Genomic DNA, 19,017 nt, shown 5'->3' with positions numbered 1-19,017 from the left:
ATGTTATATGGTTATTAAACCAATCAACAAATGAAAAAAATTATTCTGGCCATTATCATGATGGCGGTAGGGCAGACGGGATCCGCTCAAAATCTTGAGAAGATGCAGTGGTTTAATGAACCAGATAAGTGGGAAATAAAAAATAACACTTTGAATATGTTTGTGACACCTCAAAGTGATTACTGGAGAATTTCATATTATGGTTTTACTGTTGACGATGCTCCATTTTTTTATACAACCTATGGTGGAGAATTCGAGGCAAAGGTTAAAATATCTGGTGATTACAAAGTTCGTTTTGATCAAATGGGCTTAATGCTTCGTATTGATCAGGAAAATTACATCAAAACAGGAATTGAATTTGTGGATGGCAAATATAATCTGAGCACCGTAGTAACACATAAAACGAGCGATTGGAGTGTAACAACAATAGATAAGACCCCGGACTTCCTATGGATAAAAGCAGTCAGAAAGCTGGATGCTGTTGAGATATTCTACTCTTATGATGATAAAACATATATCATGCTGAGAAATGCCCATCTCCAGGACAATGTTCCGGTGATGGTTGGATTAATGGCCGCAAGCCCGGACGGCAAGGGCTTCAATGCTAAATTTGATAGTTTCCAGGTGAAACATTTGCCTGATCAGAGAAGATTAGAATGGCTGAAAAAGAATCCTGATTAAACACCATCATAGAAAGATAAAGACCCTGCAACAGCCTTCTAGGATAGGCCTATAACCCAGGCGATCTCCTTTTAGAATCGCCGTACCCTCTGCTATAAGCAGCACACTCCAAAATGAATATGATTTTATTCCCCAGGAATTCTTACCGGGTTGCGTTTTCATATTTTGATTTTTAGTGAACCAAAATTCTGATATAAAAAACCGCGAATCATACACCTGGGTTAATAAATAATACCAGGTAGTATTGTCAGCGATAACATTTATGTTATGCTGTTAACTATGCCTTTCTTCCAGACTTTTACCAAAAAAGAAATCGTAGATGCCCATAAAGCCGTGGAGTGCTCTATATGCCTGTCTGCCGATACTAAAGATGCAGTTAACGAAATGGTAGACAAAGCAGAAGCGTCGGGCGCCACAATACCTAACCCAGCTACTGACTATGGCTTTATGTACAAGCACAGCTTTGAAGATCTGGATGGTCATCATTGGGAGTATGTATAGATCCAAAAGGTATTCCTGAAGATCAAGGGTAAAACATCCCATTAAACAAGTAATGGTGGCACGTGTATTCCGTTGATCAATGTATGTAATCAAAGATTGGAACACCAAAAAGGAAATAGTGAGGAAGATTACTGATATAACTGATTGGCATCATTTATTACACCCAGGGCTGTTCCTAACTTTGATTAACCTCTAAAATATGATGAAATGGAAACAGTAGCTAAGACTTCCCCAATAAAAACAGTGAACCCTTTTAATAATGAATTTGTCAAAGCGTTCGACGTAATGAGTGATGAGCAGGTCGAGTCAAAGGTCGCTCTTGCAGACGCCGCCTTCCAAACCTGGAAGAAAACGCCAAAAAAGGAACGGGCGCGACTCTTGCACAGAGTAGCGCAGCTGATGCGTTTCCGGAAGCCACAACTGGAAGTACTGGCGACGCTGGAAATGGGAAAACTTCTGACAGAGAGCCGTGCAGAAGTGGAGCTTTGTGCCGCCATCTTCGACTATTATGCAGATAATGGTGAAAAGTTTTTGGCGGACCGCCCTTTACAAACCCCGCAGGGTTCAGCCTTCCTAAGTTATGAGCCAATTGGTGTTTTACTTAGTATCCAGCCCTGGAACTTTCCTTTCTACCAAATTACCCGTTCTGCAGCCCCTCATTTGATGGCCGGTAATACCATGCTGCTCAAACATGCTTCCAATGTACCGCAATGCGCGCAAATCATGGAAGATATTTTTATCGAGGCTGGTTTCCCTGTCGGTATTTACCAAAATCTATTTATTCCCGGGAGCAAAATTGATGTCCTTATAGCAGACAAAAGGATCAAAGCGGTAACCCTTACCGGCAGTGAACCTGCAGGTTCTTCAATAGCAGCGGCGGCTGGTAAGTACATTAAGAAATCTGCATTAGAACTTGGCGGGAGTGATGCATTTATAGTGCTGGATGATGCAGACCTTGAAAAAGCAGCTGAAGCCGCTGTGCGTGGCCGCATGTGGAATGCCGGCCAGGTTTGTGTGTCGCCAAAGAGAGTGATCGTGGAGGAAAGTATAGCCGACCTGTTCCTGGAAAAAGTAAAAGTTAAATTCGCCGCATTAAAAGTAGGCGACCCGATGGATGAGCAAACCGACCTTGCGCCATTAAGCAGTGAAAAAGCCGTAGAGGACGTAATGAAGCAGATTCAAAAAGCCCTGGAACAAGGGGCAACCTTGATAGCAGGTGGGCATCGCATTGATTGCCCCGGTGCTTTTATGGAGCCGACCATCTTAAGTAACATCCAACCTGGAACTGCAGCCTACCAGGATGAGATTTTCGGTCCGGTATTTATGTTTTACAAGGTAAAAGACGAGCAGGCAGCCATTGACCTGGCCAATGACTCTGATTTCGGTTTAGGAGGCAGTGTGTTCAGCTCTGATGACGAGCGGGCAGTTAATGTGGCAAGACAGATTGATACGGGCATGGTATACATCAATCATGTGACTGGTATAGCACCTGAACTGCCATTCGGTGGCACGAAAAATTCCGGATACGGCAGGGAACAATCACCGGCAGCGATTTATGAATTTGTCAACGCAAAACTGATCCGGGTGACTACGCCGGAAAATGCCTATTAATCATAATATCAGGCAGCTAAGGCCTGCATTTCGCATCGCTGTGACAATCAGGAATATGATAATTCTTCATTTTTAAACAATTAAATAGCTTATGATACCAAAAAAAATGAAAGCAGCAGTTATCCATGCGTTTGGAGAGCCATTGCATATTGAGGAGATGCCAGTCAGGGAACCTGGTGAAAATCAGATACTGGTGAAAGTAATTGCCTGTGGCGTTTGCCATACCGATTTACATGCCTGCCAGGGAGACTGGCCTGCTAAACCAAAAATGCCCTTGATCCCCGGACACGAGGCAATTGGGTACGTTGTTGCCATTGGCCGCAGTGTACAAAAAATTAAAGAAGGAGATGTGGTAGGTGTACCCTGGTTATACAGTGCCTGTGGCTGCTGTGATTACTGCTATACCGGTTGGGAAACGCTCTGCGAATCCCAGCAGAACGGCGGCTATAGTGTTGACGGCGGTTTTGCAGAATATGTTATTGCAGACTCCAGATATGTTGCACATTTTCCTTCCAATATCAATTTTTCAGAAATGGCCCCGATCATTTGTGCCGGTGTTACTGTTTACAAAGGTTTAAAGGAAACTGAAGCGAAACCAGGGGAATGGGTGGCAATTTCCGGCATCGGCGGTTTGGGACACCTTGCTGTGCAGTATGCTAAAGCAATGGGACTGCATGTTGCTGCCATTGATATTTCTGAAGATAAGCTGCAACTGGCTAAAGATTTAGGTGCCGACCTTACCGTTAATGCCAAAGAAACGGATCCCGGTATATTCCTAAAAAAGGAAACAGGTGGCATGCATGGGGTGTTGGTAACAGCCCCATCACCCATTGCCTTTAACCAGGGGTTAAGTGCACTTCGGCGTAAAGGGATACTGTCATTAAACGGCCTGCCGGCAGGGACATTTGATCTTTCCATTTTTAACACCGTAATAAACGGGACTACCATAAGGGGTTCCATCGTGGGTACACGCAAAGATATGGAAGAGGCTATTTCCTTCGCGGTGGAAGGGAAGATTAAAGCGACAGTCAAATCAGCCCGCCTTGAAGATATCAACACTGTTTTTAACGATATGAAAAATGGAGACATTAGTGGACGGATAGTCTTAGAAATAGGCAAGCCTTAGCTAGATGATATTTGTGTTTTCGCGACTCATTTTCTGATGATTTATTAAAATACTTTAGATATTTTTTTCGACTGAAGACCAATTTAATCCCTTGTAGCGGTCGTTATCCAAACTTTCATGATGTGCAAAAAACATACTATATAAATATTGCGACTGCTGCCATCTTGAATAGAGTTCATTTTCACCGGCGGGATTTACTGCCCGCTGCATTTTATTGTAAGCGGAAAATCCTTCCATAGTTCCCATATTAACAAGTTTAAATTCTGCACCCTTAAGTTCTTTACTTAACTGTACAAGGTCATTGGGACTAACCCTGAAGCTGGCGATTTTCAAATATCTTGGAGTTGTTTCAGCGAGGGCTGCCATCGCTGCATAGGCGGCAGTATCATCCATTGTTGTAAAGTCAATTTTCCAATCCTGTTTACCATCATAATAAGCAATAGTTTTTTCAGGGACATTAAAGAGTGGGGTATTGTAGCGCAGGATATCAGCAAAGCAGCCATTAAAAATTGAGGTAGCTTTAATTGGACTTCGATCAAGATAGACATGGAATTTCCTCCTCAGGTCAAAATTGCGATTTTCGCCTTCGGGAATGCAGGTGAAATCAGATGAAAAATCTGAGGGAATAAAATGGTTCACACCTGCAGCAATAGCGGCATTTAAGAGTTTTGTTTGTGCTTCTACGATGACATTACTTAAACCTGCAAGGGCAGATACAACGCATGAAACGCCAGTACATGCCTTTATTAATTCCTGTTCGTTGGATAGATCAGCCTTAAATAACTCAACGCCCATTTTTTCAAGGCTGTCAACTTTTTCATTACTGCTTTCTTTTCTTATAACCGCCCTTACTTTGACCTTATTTTTAATCAGTTCACGGCAAATCTTTTGCCCAAGATTACCGGTAGCGCCTGCTACCAATATTAGTTTATCGATCATAAATCATTTTTTAATGACGTAAAGCTATGGGCAATTGATATCTGAAAAACTACCATTTGGTAGTTAATAAATCTATCTGATGTTTTTTCTGATTCTGCTCAATGCATTAGGAGTGATTCCCAGATAGGAGGCCATTTGTTTTACTGGAATTTTTGTAATTACCTGAGAATCGGTCATGAATTCTAAATAGCGCTCTTCCGCAGATAAAGTTTGAAAACTGATGATCTGATTGATCATTCTTACTGCCATATTTTCCAAGGTGATCCTTCCAAATTCCTGCCACGCAGGGAATTCTTTATACAATTTTTCCATGTCCTGTTTATCGATGCAGAGTAATTCTGTATCTTCTATAGCTTCAATATTAAACCGGGAGGGCTTTTGTGGACCAAGACTAGAGATCTCTGTAAAAAATTCGCCCTGGAAAACTACCCAGGCGGTCACCTGTTGATCAAATTCACCATAAAAAAAACGCAATGCCCCTGATTTAATATAGAAATATTGGTTGGCAATTTGGCCTCTTTTTAAAATTGACTGCCCCTTTCTAACAGACTTTTGCTTAAAGTTTGATAGAATGACTTCCAAAGTTGATTGTTCAATCAGGACTTTTGATCTTATAAAATCAGAAAACTCTTTCACTAATATCAGTATTTTACGAGACCTAATGTAGGTAAAATTTTACTCACAGAATCACTCGTCTTTTTTACTGTGAATTTTGATGAATTTCAGGTATTCCTGTAAACGAAAAAAGCTTACAATTATGTGATTTGCAATATTTACGTAGTATTGATACTATTCTCTATGACCCTGCTGATACCTTTATCGAACACTTTTATTAAGGATTGCATGAAAATTAGTATATTAAGCTATAGTTTTGAACGGATGTAGAATTTACACAAGGCTTTTAGGATGGGTACGCGGTAATGTTAACCAACCTTGACAATCTGCTGACGACATTAACGCAGAAATAATAAGAAATTAATCACTCAAGATAAAATCATGAAAGCAATCAATCCCTGGATTAACTTTAATGGCAATGCCGAAGAAGCATTCACCTTTTACAAATCAGTTTTTGGCGGAGAGTTCACAAAGATGATTCGTTTCAAAGATCTGGCAACTACCGAATTTCCGGTAGCAGATAATGATGCAGATAAACTCATGCACATTGCTTTGCCTATTGGCCCAAATAATGTATTAATAGCCAATGATGTACCTGAATTTATGGGACGGGTAAGTGAAAACGAAAACCGGTCAAAAATAACACTGAGTGCCGAAAGTAAGGAAGAGGCTGATAATATATTTAACGGACTATCGGCAGGCGGTGATATTGAAGGGCAGATTGGCGACAGTCCATGGGGCACATATGCTGGAATGTTTAGAGACAAATATGGTATTGAATGGATTGTGGAATTTGACCCAGATTACAACGCGTAAAATTATGACTTGATCCGATTTAATACATATTTTAGGTATTCCTGTAAACGAGAAAAGCTTGCAATCGTTTGATTTGCAAGCTTTTACGTAGTATTTATACTATTCTCTGTGATCCCGCTGGGATTCGAACCTAATCCAAAAATCAGCGTTTAAATAATATTTTATGTGGTTTTCGATTTCGGCTCACCTAATCGCTCACCATTATTTTCGATACGTTTTAGCTGCAATTGCTATATTGTAAATATAAGAATCATATTATTATGATTCAATTAATATTTTGTATTCAAGGGCTATAAGTGCAAATGTTAAGATATTTCCAGCACGATTTTTGTTTCCATTTTATCGTATAAAACTTTATTTTTAGTAATTTTGTAAATATCACAAAGAACATATTACTATGGAACTCATCTTAAAATCAAATAACCAAGAGAGCCTCGCTAAGATCATGACATTAGCTAAAAAGTTAAATGTAGTGATTGAAAAGAAAGATGCCGATTTACAGGACACCTCTAAGGAAGCACTTAGGAATAGAATTTTAAATTTCAAAGCTAAAAGAGCATCTTCATTCGGAGATGCAGGCAGATGGGAAAAAGACCAGCGTGAAGATCGTTACCTTCCGCTTATATAAATATGGCTTTTCTTCTCGATAGTAATATAATTATTTATTCCTATTCAAGTGAATTTGAATATCTAAGGGAGCTAATCATAAGCGAATCATGTACAATCTCTGAAATTTCCAGAGTGGAGGTACTTGGTTATCATGGATTAAAAAAAGAAGAAGATAAATACTTTAGGGACATTTTTGACTATGTCCCTTTAATTCTTCCTGATCAGGACATATTTGATCAGGCGATTACTATACGCAAGAAATACAACTTAAAATTGGGTGATAGTCTGATAGCCGCGACAGCGGTTGTTAATGACTTAGAAATTTATACTCGTAACTTAAGTGACTTTGAGCGGGTGAAAGGCTTAAAGTCTTATAATCCAATTTCTTAGAATGTAAAAACATACAATTCAAAATTAATTAATATATAGATATATATTGGATAATTCATCTGTAAATAACATTTTGCTATATAAATCTTTATTCCGAGGCAGGGAAGATATTTATGCAGTTCACTGGGCAAAAGGAAATAAAAGTGGTTATATGCCTGCTAAAGTATTTGACCCATATCTTAACAGGATTTATAAAAAAAATACAAGTTCAATAAATTCCACATCTCCAACCTATCTCGAATTAACTCAGGAACAGATTCAAAGACACCTCGAAGGCAGGCAGCTGGTGGGATTATATCCACTTTTAACCGATAACACTTCTTGGCTGATAGCAGCAGATTTTGACAAGAGTAACTGGCTGGAAGATTGCAGGAGTTTTATTAAAATATGTTCCAGCTATAATATACCAGTGTACTTAGAGCGTTCACGTTCTGGAAATGGCGGCCATGTCTGGATTTTCTTTGACAAACCTTATCCTGCTTCTAGAAGCAGAAGTATCATAATAGCATTACTTGAGAAATCTGGGTTGGTGTCAGTCTTTGATAAAAATTCCAGCTTCGACCGATTGTTTCCAAATCAGGATAAACTTTCTGGAAAGGGGTTTGGAAACCTAATAGCCTTGCCCCTTCATAAAACATCAATGGAATCTGGCAATAGTTGTTTCATCGATATCAACAGTGGACTACCATATAAAGACCAGTGGCATTTTTTAAACTATATTCAACGAATTTCCACAGGGGAACTAGATCATATATTCTTTTCGATAGTTAATTATAAAAAATCAGATCCCATAGGGTCAGAAAAGCTCACGATATCCTTATCAAACAGAATAGAAATCAAAAGCAGTGAAATGAGTACCGCTTTAATTACCTTTTTAAAAGATGAGCTCAATTTCTTTAATGCGGATTTCATAATTAAAAAGAATAGCGGAAGGTCAACTTTCGGTACGAAGCGATATTTTAAATTTATAGAGGAGGCGGATGGATGTCTTGTTATTCCGAAGGGGTTTATCAAAAAATTAGTAATGTATTGCCGAAAGCAGAATATCGAATATCAACTAAATGATAATCGCAAATTATTACCTCCTGTGATATTTTCATTCAACGCCTCACTCAGGGAATATCAATTGCCAGCAGTATTAGCTGCATCTCAAAAAGGCATTGGCGTTATAGTTGCCCCACCAGGATCAGGTAAAACTGTAGTTGGTCTTAAAATAATTGCAGACAAACAACAACCAGCGTTAATCGTAGTTCATCGCAAGCAATTGGCTGATCAATGGGCAGAAAGAATTGAAGCATTTCTTGGAATACCCAAACACGATATTGGAAAAATTGGCGATGGGAAAACCAAAATAGGAAAGCAGATCACCATTGCCATGATACAGAGCCTTGGCAAAGAATTACAGAAACCTGAAGCAAATCAGTTGGTAAAAAGCTTTGGAACTATTATAGTTGACGAATGCCACCATATTGCTGCTGAAACCTTTAAAAATGCAATTTCGCTGTTTCATTCTTATTTCTTGTATGGCCTTACAGCCACGCCCTTTCGAAAAAATAGTGATGACAGGCTAATTTTCATACACCTTGGAGAAGTTATTTCCAATCTGGAGGCAAGTGATTTTGGGACATCAGTATATCCAGAAATTATTATAAGAAACACAAGTCTGGAAGTGCAGTACAATGCTAAAACTGATCGATTTGAAACGTTATCTAATATACTTATTCATGATTCTGACAGAAACAAACTAATTTTTAAAGATGTAGCATTTCAGCTTGGTAAGGGAAAACGAATTGTTATACTTACCGAAAGAAAGGAGCATATTGAGACGCTGCAACAATATTTAAAACAGTCTTATGAGACTGTCACATTAAGCGGTGATGATTCTGAAGCCAGACGCACATCTAAATGGAAAATATTAAGGGCTGGCAACTATCAGATACTCATCACAACCGGACAATATTTTGGAGAAGGCTCTGACCTGCAAAATGTTCAATGTTTATTTTTAGTTTATCCGTTTTCTTTTGAAGGAAAGCTCATTCAATATATTGGACGTGTGCAGCGTTCAGAGCTGAACCCTATTATTTATGATTATAAAGACATTAAAATAGATTATCTCAATGCAATGTTTCTTAAACGTAATGTATACTATAAAAAATTGATAAGGCACAGGACGCTATTCGATGATGTAATTGATAATGATGATCAAGTACAGCCAGCGACCGATTTTAAAAGTAGTTTAAGCGATCAAATTATCGAGCGGACTATTAAGGTAACAATTGAATCGTTGGATTTTCTATATGGCGGTATTTGTTTCCGTGAACATATTAATGAAATTGATGATAAAATATTATTTTATATAGAAAATCTTAATATGCGCCCAGAGTTTGAAGTGTTAAAATCATACTTTGCGAAATTTCTAAAAACTAAAGTATTACATATAGAAATCTGTATTGTAATAGAGCATGGAGCTATTGTAGGAAAATCTGCCAAATCGGACGATGTAAAAAAGTTGAACAGAGAGGTCGTAGATGGCGTGCGTTTCCGCTTCACCGAAAAGAATTTTATTAAGAAATCCAATCTTTCGGAAAAAGACATTAAAATTTCACAGCTTAATACTGGTGATTCTAATCACACATTATATGAATCTGGTGAAGAACTGCTCAAGGATGTATTATCGAAGGGCAATTATAGACACAGAATTCACCTCAAATATCTTTCTGAAGTGCATGAAGGAAAGATACTTAAGATACGGTTTGTTCTTAGCCCATTCTCATTCGTTTTTCTCATCGGAGGCATTGAGCAATACCATATTGTCATGGAGACCTTAGATACGGATGAGGCGACTTATATTTGGCATGTTTTAAAAGATATTGCTGCTCTTAAAAATGCACTTCACGACATTGACAATGATCTCTATAAAATACGCAATGATGGAAGGGCATCATACTTGGAATCCACCCCAATAAACTTTAGTCGTGTTTTGCATGATTATACAGATGAACTCAAAGGTTTTGTAATTTGGAAAGACGATTTAGAGCAACTTTTAGTGTAATTATGAGGGCTCTTAGATTTCGATGAAGTATATTACCCCTCAATTCTATCTTGGACAATTCTGGATCACATACAAATATTTTTTAATGCAAAATGCCCCAATTTGCATTGAGGCATTTCGTGATCCCGCTGGGATTTACACCTAGTGTAAAAATCAACGTTTGCAATATCTTAGAGTGGCTTTGAAATTCGAACTCCCCGAATAACGCACCTTTTTTTTAATATATTTTAGCTGCAAATGCTATGCTTAAATCTACTGATTTATCTGAAAAAAAACAAATCAACATTAAACTTTAGAGGCTACTAAGTATTGTTCAATACTTATTCAGTCCCACAGAAGCGGGATCATAATAATAATCGGTGATAGTGCCATCCTTTATTTTTCCCACCATTTCGTCAATAATAAATAGTGGTACTAAAAACCATTCTTGTGCCTTTACCAGCTTTCCAAAACGATCCTTCATTTCAATATCTAGTTTTGCTGCACTGAAAAACTTATGGATGACTTTCTCAAGTTTTGAGCGATTGATATTGGCCAGTTTATAAGTAGCAATAATTTCTACATCAGCCAAAAGGAAGGTAGCGTCATATTTGGCATTTGCGATGCGTTTTTTGACATCCCCACCAGTCACACCAATTTTATGAACAACGTTACGATTTTCTCTAACGAGAGGGTAATCGGAAAGACTGCGAAGTACATATATTGTCCCGCTTTCAAGGTCATATTCGCTGTTTTCACTTGAGAAAAGAGGTCCAGAATTAGGTTCAGTAATAAATCTACTCGTTTCATCTTTATACATTGAGCGGATAAGAGACCGTAATAAAATATTACTTTCAGTGCGGTTGTCATAAATAACCCTTAAACGAGCATCATCTTCGCCATTGGGAGCTTTGAATGAATCTCCAATTTCTGCTATATATGCAATTTGACCACCTATTATAATGAATTGTCCTTTTTTAAGCGTCGTTTTAGTGAAACCTGCATCTTTCCTAAAACGAATAGTGGTCTTATACTGGGTATCAATATCATTTTTTACAGCCTCAAATAGTGGTTTAAATTGCTCAAAATCTTCGCAGCTAGTACGGTTGGCTATTTCTTCAGCAGCCTTTTTTTCTGCATTAGATTTTACGTGTTTTAGCTTTGTAATCGAATTTTCTTCATTTCCATCAAACCCAAGTTGCGCTAGCAATTCATCATCATTTATATTATCTGGGGTGTCCATTATTTGTTGAAAGTCATCCTCTAAAAGATTATGAAAGTCCAGGTGTTTCAAAAGATTTCTGCATTCTTCTTGTTTACGGATTTGATCAAGTCTAACTGCATAAAGCCTTTCAAAAATATCTCCGTCTTCACCATGTTGTGGTAAGCGCCCTTTTTCTTCTACAAATTTTTCTATCTCTTGAAAACCAGTAATAATCCGCTCCTCACGCGAAGTGTGACTAGCAATCTCCTTTTTTTCGACCTCAATACCCAATTCTGCTAAAAGTGCATCATCTTCCTCGGTAAGTATCTTTTTTTTAGCCATTTCTTTCTTCAGATTTTATGCGGGAAAGAAACGCAATGCCTTGAGCCATGCGTTGTTCCCAGGGGTCAATCGATTTGATTTCTGGCAGTCTACCTCGTTCTTTCTTGAACTTTAAAGCGCGTTTGGCCAGTTCACGAGCTTCTTCTAATGAAATATTGGGTTTTTTACCAGAAATTACTTCCGCCATAGTTTTTAGGCTTTGCTCTGTCATTGCCTTGGATAAAATGGCATAAGCTTCACTAAATGGGTTGATACTATCAATCCAATCCACATCAAGTTCCCGGACATCCATAGCGAATCTACGTATTCCATCAATTAATGCTGTATTGCCACGAGTGCTTAGATCATCATCACTATTGAGTGTTTCTTTTGCCTTTTGAGTTAAATTTAAGGCAGCTATAGCATGTTGTCTTACGGCTTCCAGATCCTCTTCATCTAGTTCTGGATATTTATCTTTGATTATTTTACCCATTCTGATTTGCGTCAGCTCTTGTGGTACAACTTCCTTGTCAAAAAGTCCGCGTTCAACCGTTTGTTTATCTTGTGCAAATGCCGCAATAACCTCATTTAAATCTTGTTGGCAAATACGCTGGGCATCAAGGCTTTTTGGCATCGAAAGTCCTTTAACTTCAATTTGGAATTGACCAGTTTGATCATTGAATCCGACATTTTCTTTGTCCGGATTGTAACCGCCTTCACCATAATCGTATCCCTCGATTGGGCCGTTTTGTGGTTTTTTCGGCGTGAAATTGAATCTTGGCGCCAGTACCTGTTCCATCAACAAACTAGCCGAAATGGCTTTAAGCGTATCATTTACTGCATCAGCAACAGCCCCCTCTGAAGCATCTGGCTCAGCAATCAGATTTGTGAAACGTGCATGGGTCTTGTTTGGTGCGTCGCGAGTTGCACGGCCAATAATCTGTACGATTTCAGTTAGGCTTGAACGATAACCTACTGTTAGCGCATGTTCACACCATATCCAATCAAAACCTTCTTTAGCCATGCCAAGCGCGATTATAATATCAACATAATCACGATTCTTCTTTGCTTCTGGGTGTTTTAACGCCGCGGAGACTTTATTACGCTTCGCATCATTATCTACTAGATCAGCGATACGCAAAATTTTACCTTCGGGAGTTTTAACCAAATGAAAGCCTGTTATAGGATCAATTCCTTGCCAATCTCCTAACTCATCAATGATATGCTCAACTTCTTTGATCTTATCACCCATGCTTTCGCGGGAGTTGACATTCGGAATGTGTATAATAGTTTTTTCACTTGGATTTAGAACATTTAAGATCTCGTCAGCATATGCCCCGCTATAAAAATAATACCCGAGATTCAGTGTTTTTAGATATTCGTATCCATTTAGCTGCTCATAATATGTATAAGTAACAGTATCGAATTTGACTTCGTCCTCATGTATTAGCACAGGATTTGCATCTCCACGAAAATAAGATCCCGTCATAGCGACTATATGTGTTTTATCCCTTGCAACTAATTGCCTTAGTTGTGAACCAAGTACATTACCTTCATCTGCACTAACATGGTGGAATTCATCAATAGCTATTAGTCGGTCGTCAAAAAATTCAACTCCAAATCTCTCTATCGCGAAACGGAAGGTCGAATGTGTGCAAACTAGTACCTGATCTTCACTTTTAAGAAAAGATTTAACTGAATTGACCTTGCTACCATCCTCGCCAGGTGCATTACAAAGATTCCATTTTGGCTCCACGTTCCAATCGTAATAGTAACCGAATTCTGTAAGCAACTCATTAGCAAAGCTTGAGCCGATGGACTTTTCAGGTACGGCTATAATTGCTTGCTTAATTCCTTGATTTCGCAACTTATCAAGCGCGATGAACATCAAAGCACGGCTTTTTCCGGAAGCCGGAGGAGATTTAATTAATAAATATTGTTCACCTCGCTTTTCGTAAGCACGTTCCTGCATTTGTCGCATACCAAGTTCATTTGATTTGGTCGAACTCTTAGTACTTTTATAATTTACAGTAACAGATGGTATAGCTTTTTTTTCATTCATTAAGCTTTTCTTTTAGAGGTTAATTGGGTGTAAAGATCAAAGAGCTTTTCAAGTCGTTCAGTGTCATTTTTAAACCTGCGGCCAACATAGATGCGATCAATGACTTCATCATTCCTATCATGAGCGCGGCGCAAATCTTCTGGCATACTTTCCGAATCATATAGGTCGGCAATTGTAGCTGGGAAGTACCGTTCTCTTGCAATCAGAATTTCTTCGGCACAGTTAATTAAATCTTCTTTATTTTTTTCTGTAAGGAGCGGTACAGGGAAGGTATTATAGGCAGTTGTGTTACCATACCTAGTTCCATTACCTAGACGCCCAGCAATTGTTTCTGCCCAGACACAATGTAAGGTTGATACGATAATTGAAAACTCCACAAGCGGGGTACCGTAAATAGTAAAGGCTGCATCGCTTGATACAAATCCTTTAGGGCGAAGAGTAGCGGGTACAAATTTCGTAGAATTGCCTATTACTTTGCCTACATTAACAAATGGTAAATCATTATAAGTAGAATAACAAAAAGCGTAAGGACGTTTTGCTGCTTTTCTGGCATCCCGCCCAGCCGTTTCCCTGTATATGCGACAGGCCTCAACTCTTTCAGCTATCAATGGAATTGCCAGAGCCTCTTCAACTTCATCTTCCTCAATCCATATACACCATCGATTATTTCCAGACGTAATTTCATCGGTACCTCCATATTTTTTAAGGTACTTTTTTGCTCGTGGGTCAGAACTAATTATTTTTTTATATTCTTCTACCGAAAGTACCAATCTTTTACCATCAACAGGGTTACTACCCATTTGCATTTGTCGAATATCAGAAATAGGTTTCTTGCGAGGCTCGCAAATTATATCCGGCCCAGGTATTAAATATGGAGCAATATTATCACAAAGTTTAAGCTGCCCATCAAAAAAAAGGCGTTTTATTTTTTTTTCATGGGCTTCTAAACCAAGAATTGTACACCAAACACCAGCATTATTCGCTGCCGAGTTTGCCCATTTAAAGGGACGGTAAGCAAAATTCAATTTAGATTTTTTGAAAATTTCAGGCCAAAGTAGTGACACTTGCTCACCTTGACAAATGGAGCTTGTTACAACTAATGCCATTCCGCATTCAGTATGTTTAATGACTTCTAAACCTTTAATTATGAATGCACAAACATAATCAAGCAGTTGTGCTTTTCCTAAACCCACCGCATTCATATCTTCAGTTTGTATTGTAGATTTTTTTTTTGCTCCAAGATAAGGCGGATTGCCGCAAATGTAGGTTTCGCCTCTTTCGTTTTCGAAGTTGATTTCTGATTGATGAAGCGGAGTGGAGAAAAGATCATCGGCGTGAAGTTTGACGCCGGCGCCTTTTACGTCCATCAGGCTGAGCCAATCTCTTCGTAGAGAATTTCCACAAACAATCCAGTTTTCCTTATTAAGCGGTAGAAACTCAGCAAGAGCTAATTTCTGACCTCGATAAATCACATCGCTTTGGTATTCAGCTATAATAAGGGCAAGGCGTGCTATTTCGCAAGAAAAATCTCGAAGTTCTATACCCCTAAAATTAGTAAGAGGAATTTCGGAGGCAAGGTGACCTTCGCCGCGGCGACTATTGATCTCCGCCTCAATTTCTCGCATCTGTTTATAGGCAATCACTAGAAAATTGCCTGATCCACAGGCTGGGTCAAAAATGCGAATGCGCGAAATGCGTTTACGCAAGTTCAGGAGCTTGCGCGTATTATCCCCCGCTTCTTCCAATTGCATTTTAAGATCATCAAGGAATAATGGATTTAGAACCTTAAGTATATTAGGGACAGATGTATAGTGCATTCCTAATGCACCACGTTCATCTTCATCTGCCACAGCCTGAATCATCGAACCGAAAATATCTGGATTGACTTTTTTCCAGTCCAGCTTACCGACATGAAGCAAATAGGATCGCCCAATTTTGGTAAACTTCGGCGTTTCAGTCGATCCAGAAAATAATTGTCCATTTACATACGGAAATTTAATAGCCCAATTTTTGACTTTCCCCTCAGCGCGATCATCCTTTTTAATGTCCATCGTTCGAAAGATCTCGCTAATAATCTCATGCGTATCGGACGCATCACGATTACTCATCTGCTGAACAGTTTGGGTGAAAAGACCATCTTCTATGAATATATCCGTATCTTCAGCAAAGAAACAAAATATCAAACGTGCTAAAAAATGGTTCATATCATGTCGGCGTTCCGCCGTTGCCCATTCAGGATTATTGCTTAACAACTCGATATACAATTTGTTTAGTCGGCTTGTAGCTTTTATATCAAAAGCGTCTTCACGGATTTGCTTAACAGTGCTAATACCAGCAAGAGATAGAAAGAATCCAAAGTAATTATGAAAGGCTGAATAATCACAGACCACGGTTTCACCACTGTTCAAATCTTCAGCCTGAAATTCGCTTCCGTCTGTGGCTAGAATAAATTTGACCTTCGCCTTGGTGGTGGCGGGGCTTTCTTTCAGCTTAAAAAGTGTTTCTGTGACGTTGCCGATATCACAAACAGCAATATGGATATTATTATATTGTAGAACACCACCTTCAACATCGGATTTATTATTATTACCCGTTTTGAGTCGTATAATCGTTGTTGCTTTGTTTCCAAAAGCTTCTAAGAACGCATATGGAAATTCAGCAGCAACAAATGGCTGTTCTGCTAACAAAGAAATAGCTTCTTCAATCTCAACTGCATTCATTTCTTAAATAATGTGAATCAAATTGCAAAAAAAAGGAAACTTTTAGAATATTTAAATACCAAGATATAGTTCTAAAAAGTTGTAGTTTAATTTGAGCAATTCGTTTGTTTTTCTAACAAGATTAACGATTTTCTCGGGTTAAAAAGAATAAAATTTTTAAAGGCATTTCAAATAAGGATCGACGTTCATTACTAGGTTGTTAAGATTCATTACGTTATCAATAGAAAAGCCAGCCATTTAAAGTTTATTTTTTTTGGTATTTTAAAGGCACTATTGTTCTGTTTTTCTAAACATGCTTCTAATATTATTAAATTTGATTAAGCAATTTTTTATCGTTCCTACCAGATCTTAATATTAAAAGCCATGCCTAACAAATATTTTAAAGCACACGAAGCCTACAACCTTAATCCACACCGTTACGATGTAGGTACAATCATCGGGCTAAAAAATGGCTTCGAGGATAATCTCTTCATTAAAAAACTATTTACGCTACCCGAACCGGAATATCCCGCCTTTTACCAATATCACCTTGCTTATTTTCTAGGAAAGGAACCAGACGGCGAAGAGGAATTTTTTACCTTTGTTTGGCAGATCGTCCTTAGACGTATCAATTTTTTAGAGCATAAAAATCCTTTTAATTCCAGTCATGCACTGGATATGGAGATACTGGAAAAACTCACAGATTTTCAAAAATATCTTCGTTCGATTGACCAGTGGCATACCCAAAAGACCTTACCTGAAATTATCGCAGACCAGTATGAGGAAATAAGGAATCAGCAATCAAAGATTGAGCTTTTGAAAGAAGAGTTAAGGATAGCAAATAAGCTGGAAACCAAACAATATATAGATATCCCTAAGGGTCACCTATTGACCGTTTATGACATTTTTAACCAATTGATTGATCTCAAAATCAAGGACGAAAAGCTGATGGTTACAAAATTCCCGATTGTATGGGTCAAGATAATATGTAAGTATTTTCGGGTGGATAAGAAGGTGCTAGACATGGAACGTGTACGCAGTTATTTTCCAAAAGACAGGGACAATCCTGGCGAGCGATCACGCCTTGTTCCAATGGATCAAAAGATTTTTGAAATCAAAACTAAAAAAAGATAGGTAAAAACGTCCTCATATCCGATCAGTAAATCTTTTATACCTTAGAATTGTATCAATCTGATATCAAGCATCTTGCGTTTTAACATCAACTTAATTTAAACATCCCCAAGTTACCATAAAAATCTTTATGGTACAGGCAAATCATTTCCATAGCATTCCTTTGTCCCAAAACAAAGGCTATGGAGATTATCAATGAACAAGCCCTTAGCCAGTGCATCCGGGATGCATTGAGGGCAGAACTACAAGAGCATTTCAAAACAGGTGTCAGTTCCAGCAAGGATCAGCAAGAACGCCTATTGTCCAAACAGGAACTGTCGGCAGAGCTTGGCGTATCACTGGTCACCCTGACGGACTGGATGAAAAAGGGACTGCCCTTTTTGCGCCTGCACAGGCGTGTGTATTTCAAAAAAAGCGAAGTGCTTAAAATCATGCAAAAAGACATTACCGATTAATTTAAGGAGGGAAAAACTATGAACCTAGAGATCATCACTAAGGAAGATTTAAGACAATTAAAGACCGAAATGCTGGCCGAAATCAGGCAGCTTATTAAACCGGAAGACAGGCAGAGTAAGCAATGGCTAAAGAGCGCCGAAGTGCGCAAGCTGCTGAACATCTCACCGGGAACGCTGCAAAATCTACGCATCAACGGTACGTTGCGATTTACAAAGGTTGGCGGGATGATGTACTACAAATTGGAAGACATCAACAGGCTATTAGAGGGAGGCAACCAATGACAGAAACAGGCATCCATAACAAGATGGCTGACTACAGCAAACTAGTGAGACGCATGGGTGCAGACAGCCGGATGCTGACCACCCATGTCAGCCTGTTTGCCGCACTTTTTGTCTGCTGTCAACATAGCGGATTTACCAGCCCCTTTGCCGTTACCCGCAAAAAGCTGATGGTATATAGCCGGATCGCATCGATTGCCACATACCACAAATGCATCAAAGAATTAGATGCATTTGGGTACATCCGCTACCAGCCATCCTACCATCCGATCAGGGGCAGCCTGGTCTACTGGCCGCCCGGTTGACCTGAGCAGCCGACCAAGGAAAAGGAGCCGGAAAACCCGGCGAAGTATTGAGCTCTGACGCTCCTTTCAGGAGCCATCAGGGCATGGAAACCGCTAAGGTTTGCCGAAGCTTTTAGCACGTCAAACTTATGCGCTTTGTAGGGAGCGAGATACTATTATAAAAAGCAAATTTTGGAGTATCTTTTTTCAAGTATTATATTTGTCAATACAGAGGTTATGTCGCTAATTTTTGGCAAAGACCA

At 38.8% G+C, this 19,017-nt stretch carries 17 protein-coding genes; 12 read left to right on the top strand and 5 right to left on the bottom strand.

Going from position 1 to position 19,017, the window contains the following annotated elements; translation table 11 throughout:
* Positions 1-30: 30 nt before the first annotated feature.
* The 4 genes from BLW16_RS21725 to adhP all read left to right on the top strand — a co-directional run bounded on the left by BLW16_RS21725 (position 31) and on the right by adhP (position 3,919).
* Complete coding sequence (locus BLW16_RS21725) at positions 31-681, top strand: DUF1349 domain-containing protein (RefSeq protein ID WP_090559993.1); 651 nt, start codon at positions 31-33, stop codon at positions 679-681.
* 267 nt (positions 682-948) lie between these two features.
* Positions 949-1,182 (top strand): VOC family protein, encoded by a 234-nt coding sequence (locus tag BLW16_RS21720; protein WP_090559992.1) that lies wholly within the window; start codon positions 949-951, stop codon positions 1,180-1,182.
* A gap of 207 nt (positions 1,183-1,389) precedes the next feature.
* Positions 1,390-2,793: an NAD-dependent succinate-semialdehyde dehydrogenase gene (locus BLW16_RS21715; RefSeq protein WP_090559991.1), complete on the top strand. Its 1,404-nt coding sequence runs from the start codon at positions 1,390-1,392 to the stop codon at positions 2,791-2,793.
* A 91-nt stretch (positions 2,794-2,884) separates the two neighbouring features.
* Positions 2,885-3,919, top strand: coding sequence for an alcohol dehydrogenase AdhP (adhP, locus tag BLW16_RS21710; protein ID WP_090559990.1), 1,035 nt, complete (start codon positions 2,885-2,887; stop codon positions 3,917-3,919).
* Positions 3,920-3,973: 54 nt separating this feature from the next.
* Here the strand turns inward: adhP and BLW16_RS21705 are convergent, their stop codons facing one another.
* Both BLW16_RS21705 and BLW16_RS21700 read right to left on the bottom strand, forming a co-directional pair.
* Positions 3,974-4,858 carry an NmrA family NAD(P)-binding protein gene (locus BLW16_RS21705; RefSeq protein WP_245735412.1) on the bottom strand — a complete coding sequence of 295 codons (885 nt, stop codon included), beginning with the start codon at positions 4,856-4,858 and terminating at the stop codon, positions 3,974-3,976.
* A gap of 72 nt (positions 4,859-4,930) precedes the next feature.
* Entirely contained in the window at positions 4,931-5,494 is a 564-nt protein-coding gene (locus BLW16_RS21700) for a Crp/Fnr family transcriptional regulator (RefSeq protein ID WP_090559989.1), read from the bottom strand.
* A 360-nt stretch (positions 5,495-5,854) separates the two neighbouring features.
* On the opposite strand from BLW16_RS21700, the gene BLW16_RS21695 reads away from it, so the two are divergent.
* The 4 genes from BLW16_RS21695 to BLW16_RS21680 all read left to right on the top strand — a co-directional run bounded on the left by BLW16_RS21695 (position 5,855) and on the right by BLW16_RS21680 (position 10,340).
* Positions 5,855-6,289, top strand: coding sequence for a VOC family protein (locus BLW16_RS21695; protein WP_090559988.1), 435 nt, complete (start codon positions 5,855-5,857; stop codon positions 6,287-6,289).
* A 397-nt stretch (positions 6,290-6,686) separates the two neighbouring features.
* The gene (locus BLW16_RS21690) at positions 6,687-6,917 is read left to right on the top strand and encodes a hypothetical protein (RefSeq protein ID WP_090559987.1); all 231 of its coding nucleotides are present in this window, start codon (positions 6,687-6,689) and stop codon (positions 6,915-6,917) included.
* 2 nt (positions 6,918-6,919) lie between these two features.
* The gene (locus BLW16_RS21685) at positions 6,920-7,288 is read left to right on the top strand and encodes a type II toxin-antitoxin system VapC family toxin (protein WP_090559986.1); all 369 of its coding nucleotides are present in this window, start codon (positions 6,920-6,922) and stop codon (positions 7,286-7,288) included.
* Positions 7,289-7,334: 46 nt separating this feature from the next.
* Positions 7,335-10,340 carry a DEAD/DEAH box helicase gene (locus tag BLW16_RS21680; protein ID WP_245735411.1) on the top strand — a complete coding sequence of 1,002 codons (3,006 nt, stop codon included), beginning with the start codon at positions 7,335-7,337 and terminating at the stop codon, positions 10,338-10,340.
* A gap of 313 nt (positions 10,341-10,653) precedes the next feature.
* On the opposite strand, the gene BLW16_RS21675 is transcribed toward BLW16_RS21680, so the two are convergent.
* From BLW16_RS21675 to BLW16_RS21665, 3 genes are read right to left on the bottom strand one after another with little or no spacing between them, the layout of a single operon-like run.
* Entirely contained in the window at positions 10,654-11,865 is a 1,212-nt protein-coding gene (locus BLW16_RS21675) for a GIY-YIG nuclease family protein (protein WP_090559985.1), read from the bottom strand.
* On the bottom strand, positions 11,858-13,906 hold the full coding sequence (locus BLW16_RS21670) for a DEAD/DEAH box helicase (RefSeq protein ID WP_090559984.1): 2,049 nt from the start codon (positions 13,904-13,906) through the stop codon (positions 11,858-11,860). Before BLW16_RS21670 ends, BLW16_RS21675 begins: the two co-directional genes overlap by 8 nt.
* Positions 13,906-16,626, bottom strand: coding sequence for a class I SAM-dependent DNA methyltransferase (locus BLW16_RS21665; protein WP_090559983.1), 2,721 nt, complete (start codon positions 16,624-16,626; stop codon positions 13,906-13,908). The genes BLW16_RS21670 and BLW16_RS21665 overlap by 1 nt, the downstream gene beginning before the upstream one ends.
* A 363-nt stretch (positions 16,627-16,989) precedes the next feature.
* Between BLW16_RS21665 and BLW16_RS21660 the strand changes: the two genes are divergently transcribed.
* The 4 genes from BLW16_RS21660 to BLW16_RS21645 all read left to right on the top strand — a co-directional run bounded on the left by BLW16_RS21660 (position 16,990) and on the right by BLW16_RS21645 (position 18,775).
* A complete protein-coding gene (locus tag BLW16_RS21660) occupies positions 16,990-17,739 on the top strand; it encodes a hypothetical protein (protein WP_090559982.1) in 750 nt (249 codons plus the stop codon).
* Positions 17,740-17,918: 179 nt separating this feature from the next.
* Positions 17,919-18,191, top strand: a complete 273-nt coding sequence (locus tag BLW16_RS21655) for a helix-turn-helix transcriptional regulator (protein WP_090559981.1) — start codon at positions 17,919-17,921, stop codon at positions 18,189-18,191.
* A gap of 18 nt (positions 18,192-18,209) precedes the next feature.
* Positions 18,210-18,473, top strand: coding sequence for a helix-turn-helix domain-containing protein (locus BLW16_RS21650; protein ID WP_090559980.1), 264 nt, complete (start codon positions 18,210-18,212; stop codon positions 18,471-18,473).
* Complete coding sequence (locus BLW16_RS21645) at positions 18,470-18,775, top strand: hypothetical protein (protein WP_090559979.1); 306 nt, start codon at positions 18,470-18,472, stop codon at positions 18,773-18,775. The genes BLW16_RS21650 and BLW16_RS21645 overlap by 4 nt, the downstream gene beginning before the upstream one ends.
* The last annotated feature ends 242 nt before the right edge of the window (positions 18,776-19,017 follow it).

Origin of the sequence: Pedobacter hartonius (assembly GCF_900107535.1) — a bacterium.
Classification (GTDB): domain Bacteria; phylum Bacteroidota; class Bacteroidia; order Sphingobacteriales; family Sphingobacteriaceae; genus Pedobacter; species Pedobacter hartonius.
This window is presented reverse-complemented; position numbering and strand designations above follow the sequence as displayed.

Bases quoted from the DNA above. Each gene is read 5' to 3' on its own strand.
- BLW16_RS21685 (WP_090559986.1), top strand. From the start codon at position 6,920: ATGGCTTTTCTTCTCGATAGTAATATAATTATTTATTCCTATTCAAGT.
- BLW16_RS21665 (WP_090559983.1), bottom strand. From the start codon at position 16,626: ATGAATGCAGTTGAGATTGAAGAAGCTATTTCTTTGTTAGCAGAACAG.
- BLW16_RS21645 (WP_090559979.1), top strand. From the start codon at position 18,470: ATGACAGAAACAGGCATCCATAACAAGATGGCTGACTACAGCAAACTA.
- BLW16_RS21690 (WP_090559987.1), top strand. From the start codon at position 6,687: ATGGAACTCATCTTAAAATCAAATAACCAAGAGAGCCTCGCTAAGATC.
- BLW16_RS21675 (WP_090559985.1), bottom strand. From the start codon at position 11,865: ATGGCTAAAAAAAAGATACTTACCGAGGAAGATGATGCACTTTTAGCA.
- BLW16_RS21655 (WP_090559981.1), top strand. From the start codon at position 17,919: ATGGAGATTATCAATGAACAAGCCCTTAGCCAGTGCATCCGGGATGCA.
- BLW16_RS21720 (WP_090559992.1), top strand. From the start codon at position 949: ATGCTGTTAACTATGCCTTTCTTCCAGACTTTTACCAAAAAAGAAATC.
- BLW16_RS21725 (WP_090559993.1), top strand. From the start codon at position 31: ATGAAAAAAATTATTCTGGCCATTATCATGATGGCGGTAGGGCAGACG.
- BLW16_RS21650 (WP_090559980.1), top strand. From the start codon at position 18,210: ATGAACCTAGAGATCATCACTAAGGAAGATTTAAGACAATTAAAGACC.
- BLW16_RS21705 (WP_245735412.1), bottom strand. From the start codon at position 4,858: ATGATCGATAAACTAATATTGGTAGCAGGCGCTACCGGTAATCTTGGG.
- BLW16_RS21715 (WP_090559991.1), top strand. From the start codon at position 1,390: ATGGAAACAGTAGCTAAGACTTCCCCAATAAAAACAGTGAACCCTTTT.
- BLW16_RS21660 (WP_090559982.1), top strand. From the start codon at position 16,990: ATGCCTAACAAATATTTTAAAGCACACGAAGCCTACAACCTTAATCCA.
- adhP (WP_090559990.1), top strand. From the start codon at position 2,885: ATGATACCAAAAAAAATGAAAGCAGCAGTTATCCATGCGTTTGGAGAG.
- BLW16_RS21695 (WP_090559988.1), top strand. From the start codon at position 5,855: ATGAAAGCAATCAATCCCTGGATTAACTTTAATGGCAATGCCGAAGAA.
- BLW16_RS21670 (WP_090559984.1), bottom strand. From the start codon at position 13,906: ATGAATGAAAAAAAAGCTATACCATCTGTTACTGTAAATTATAAAAGT.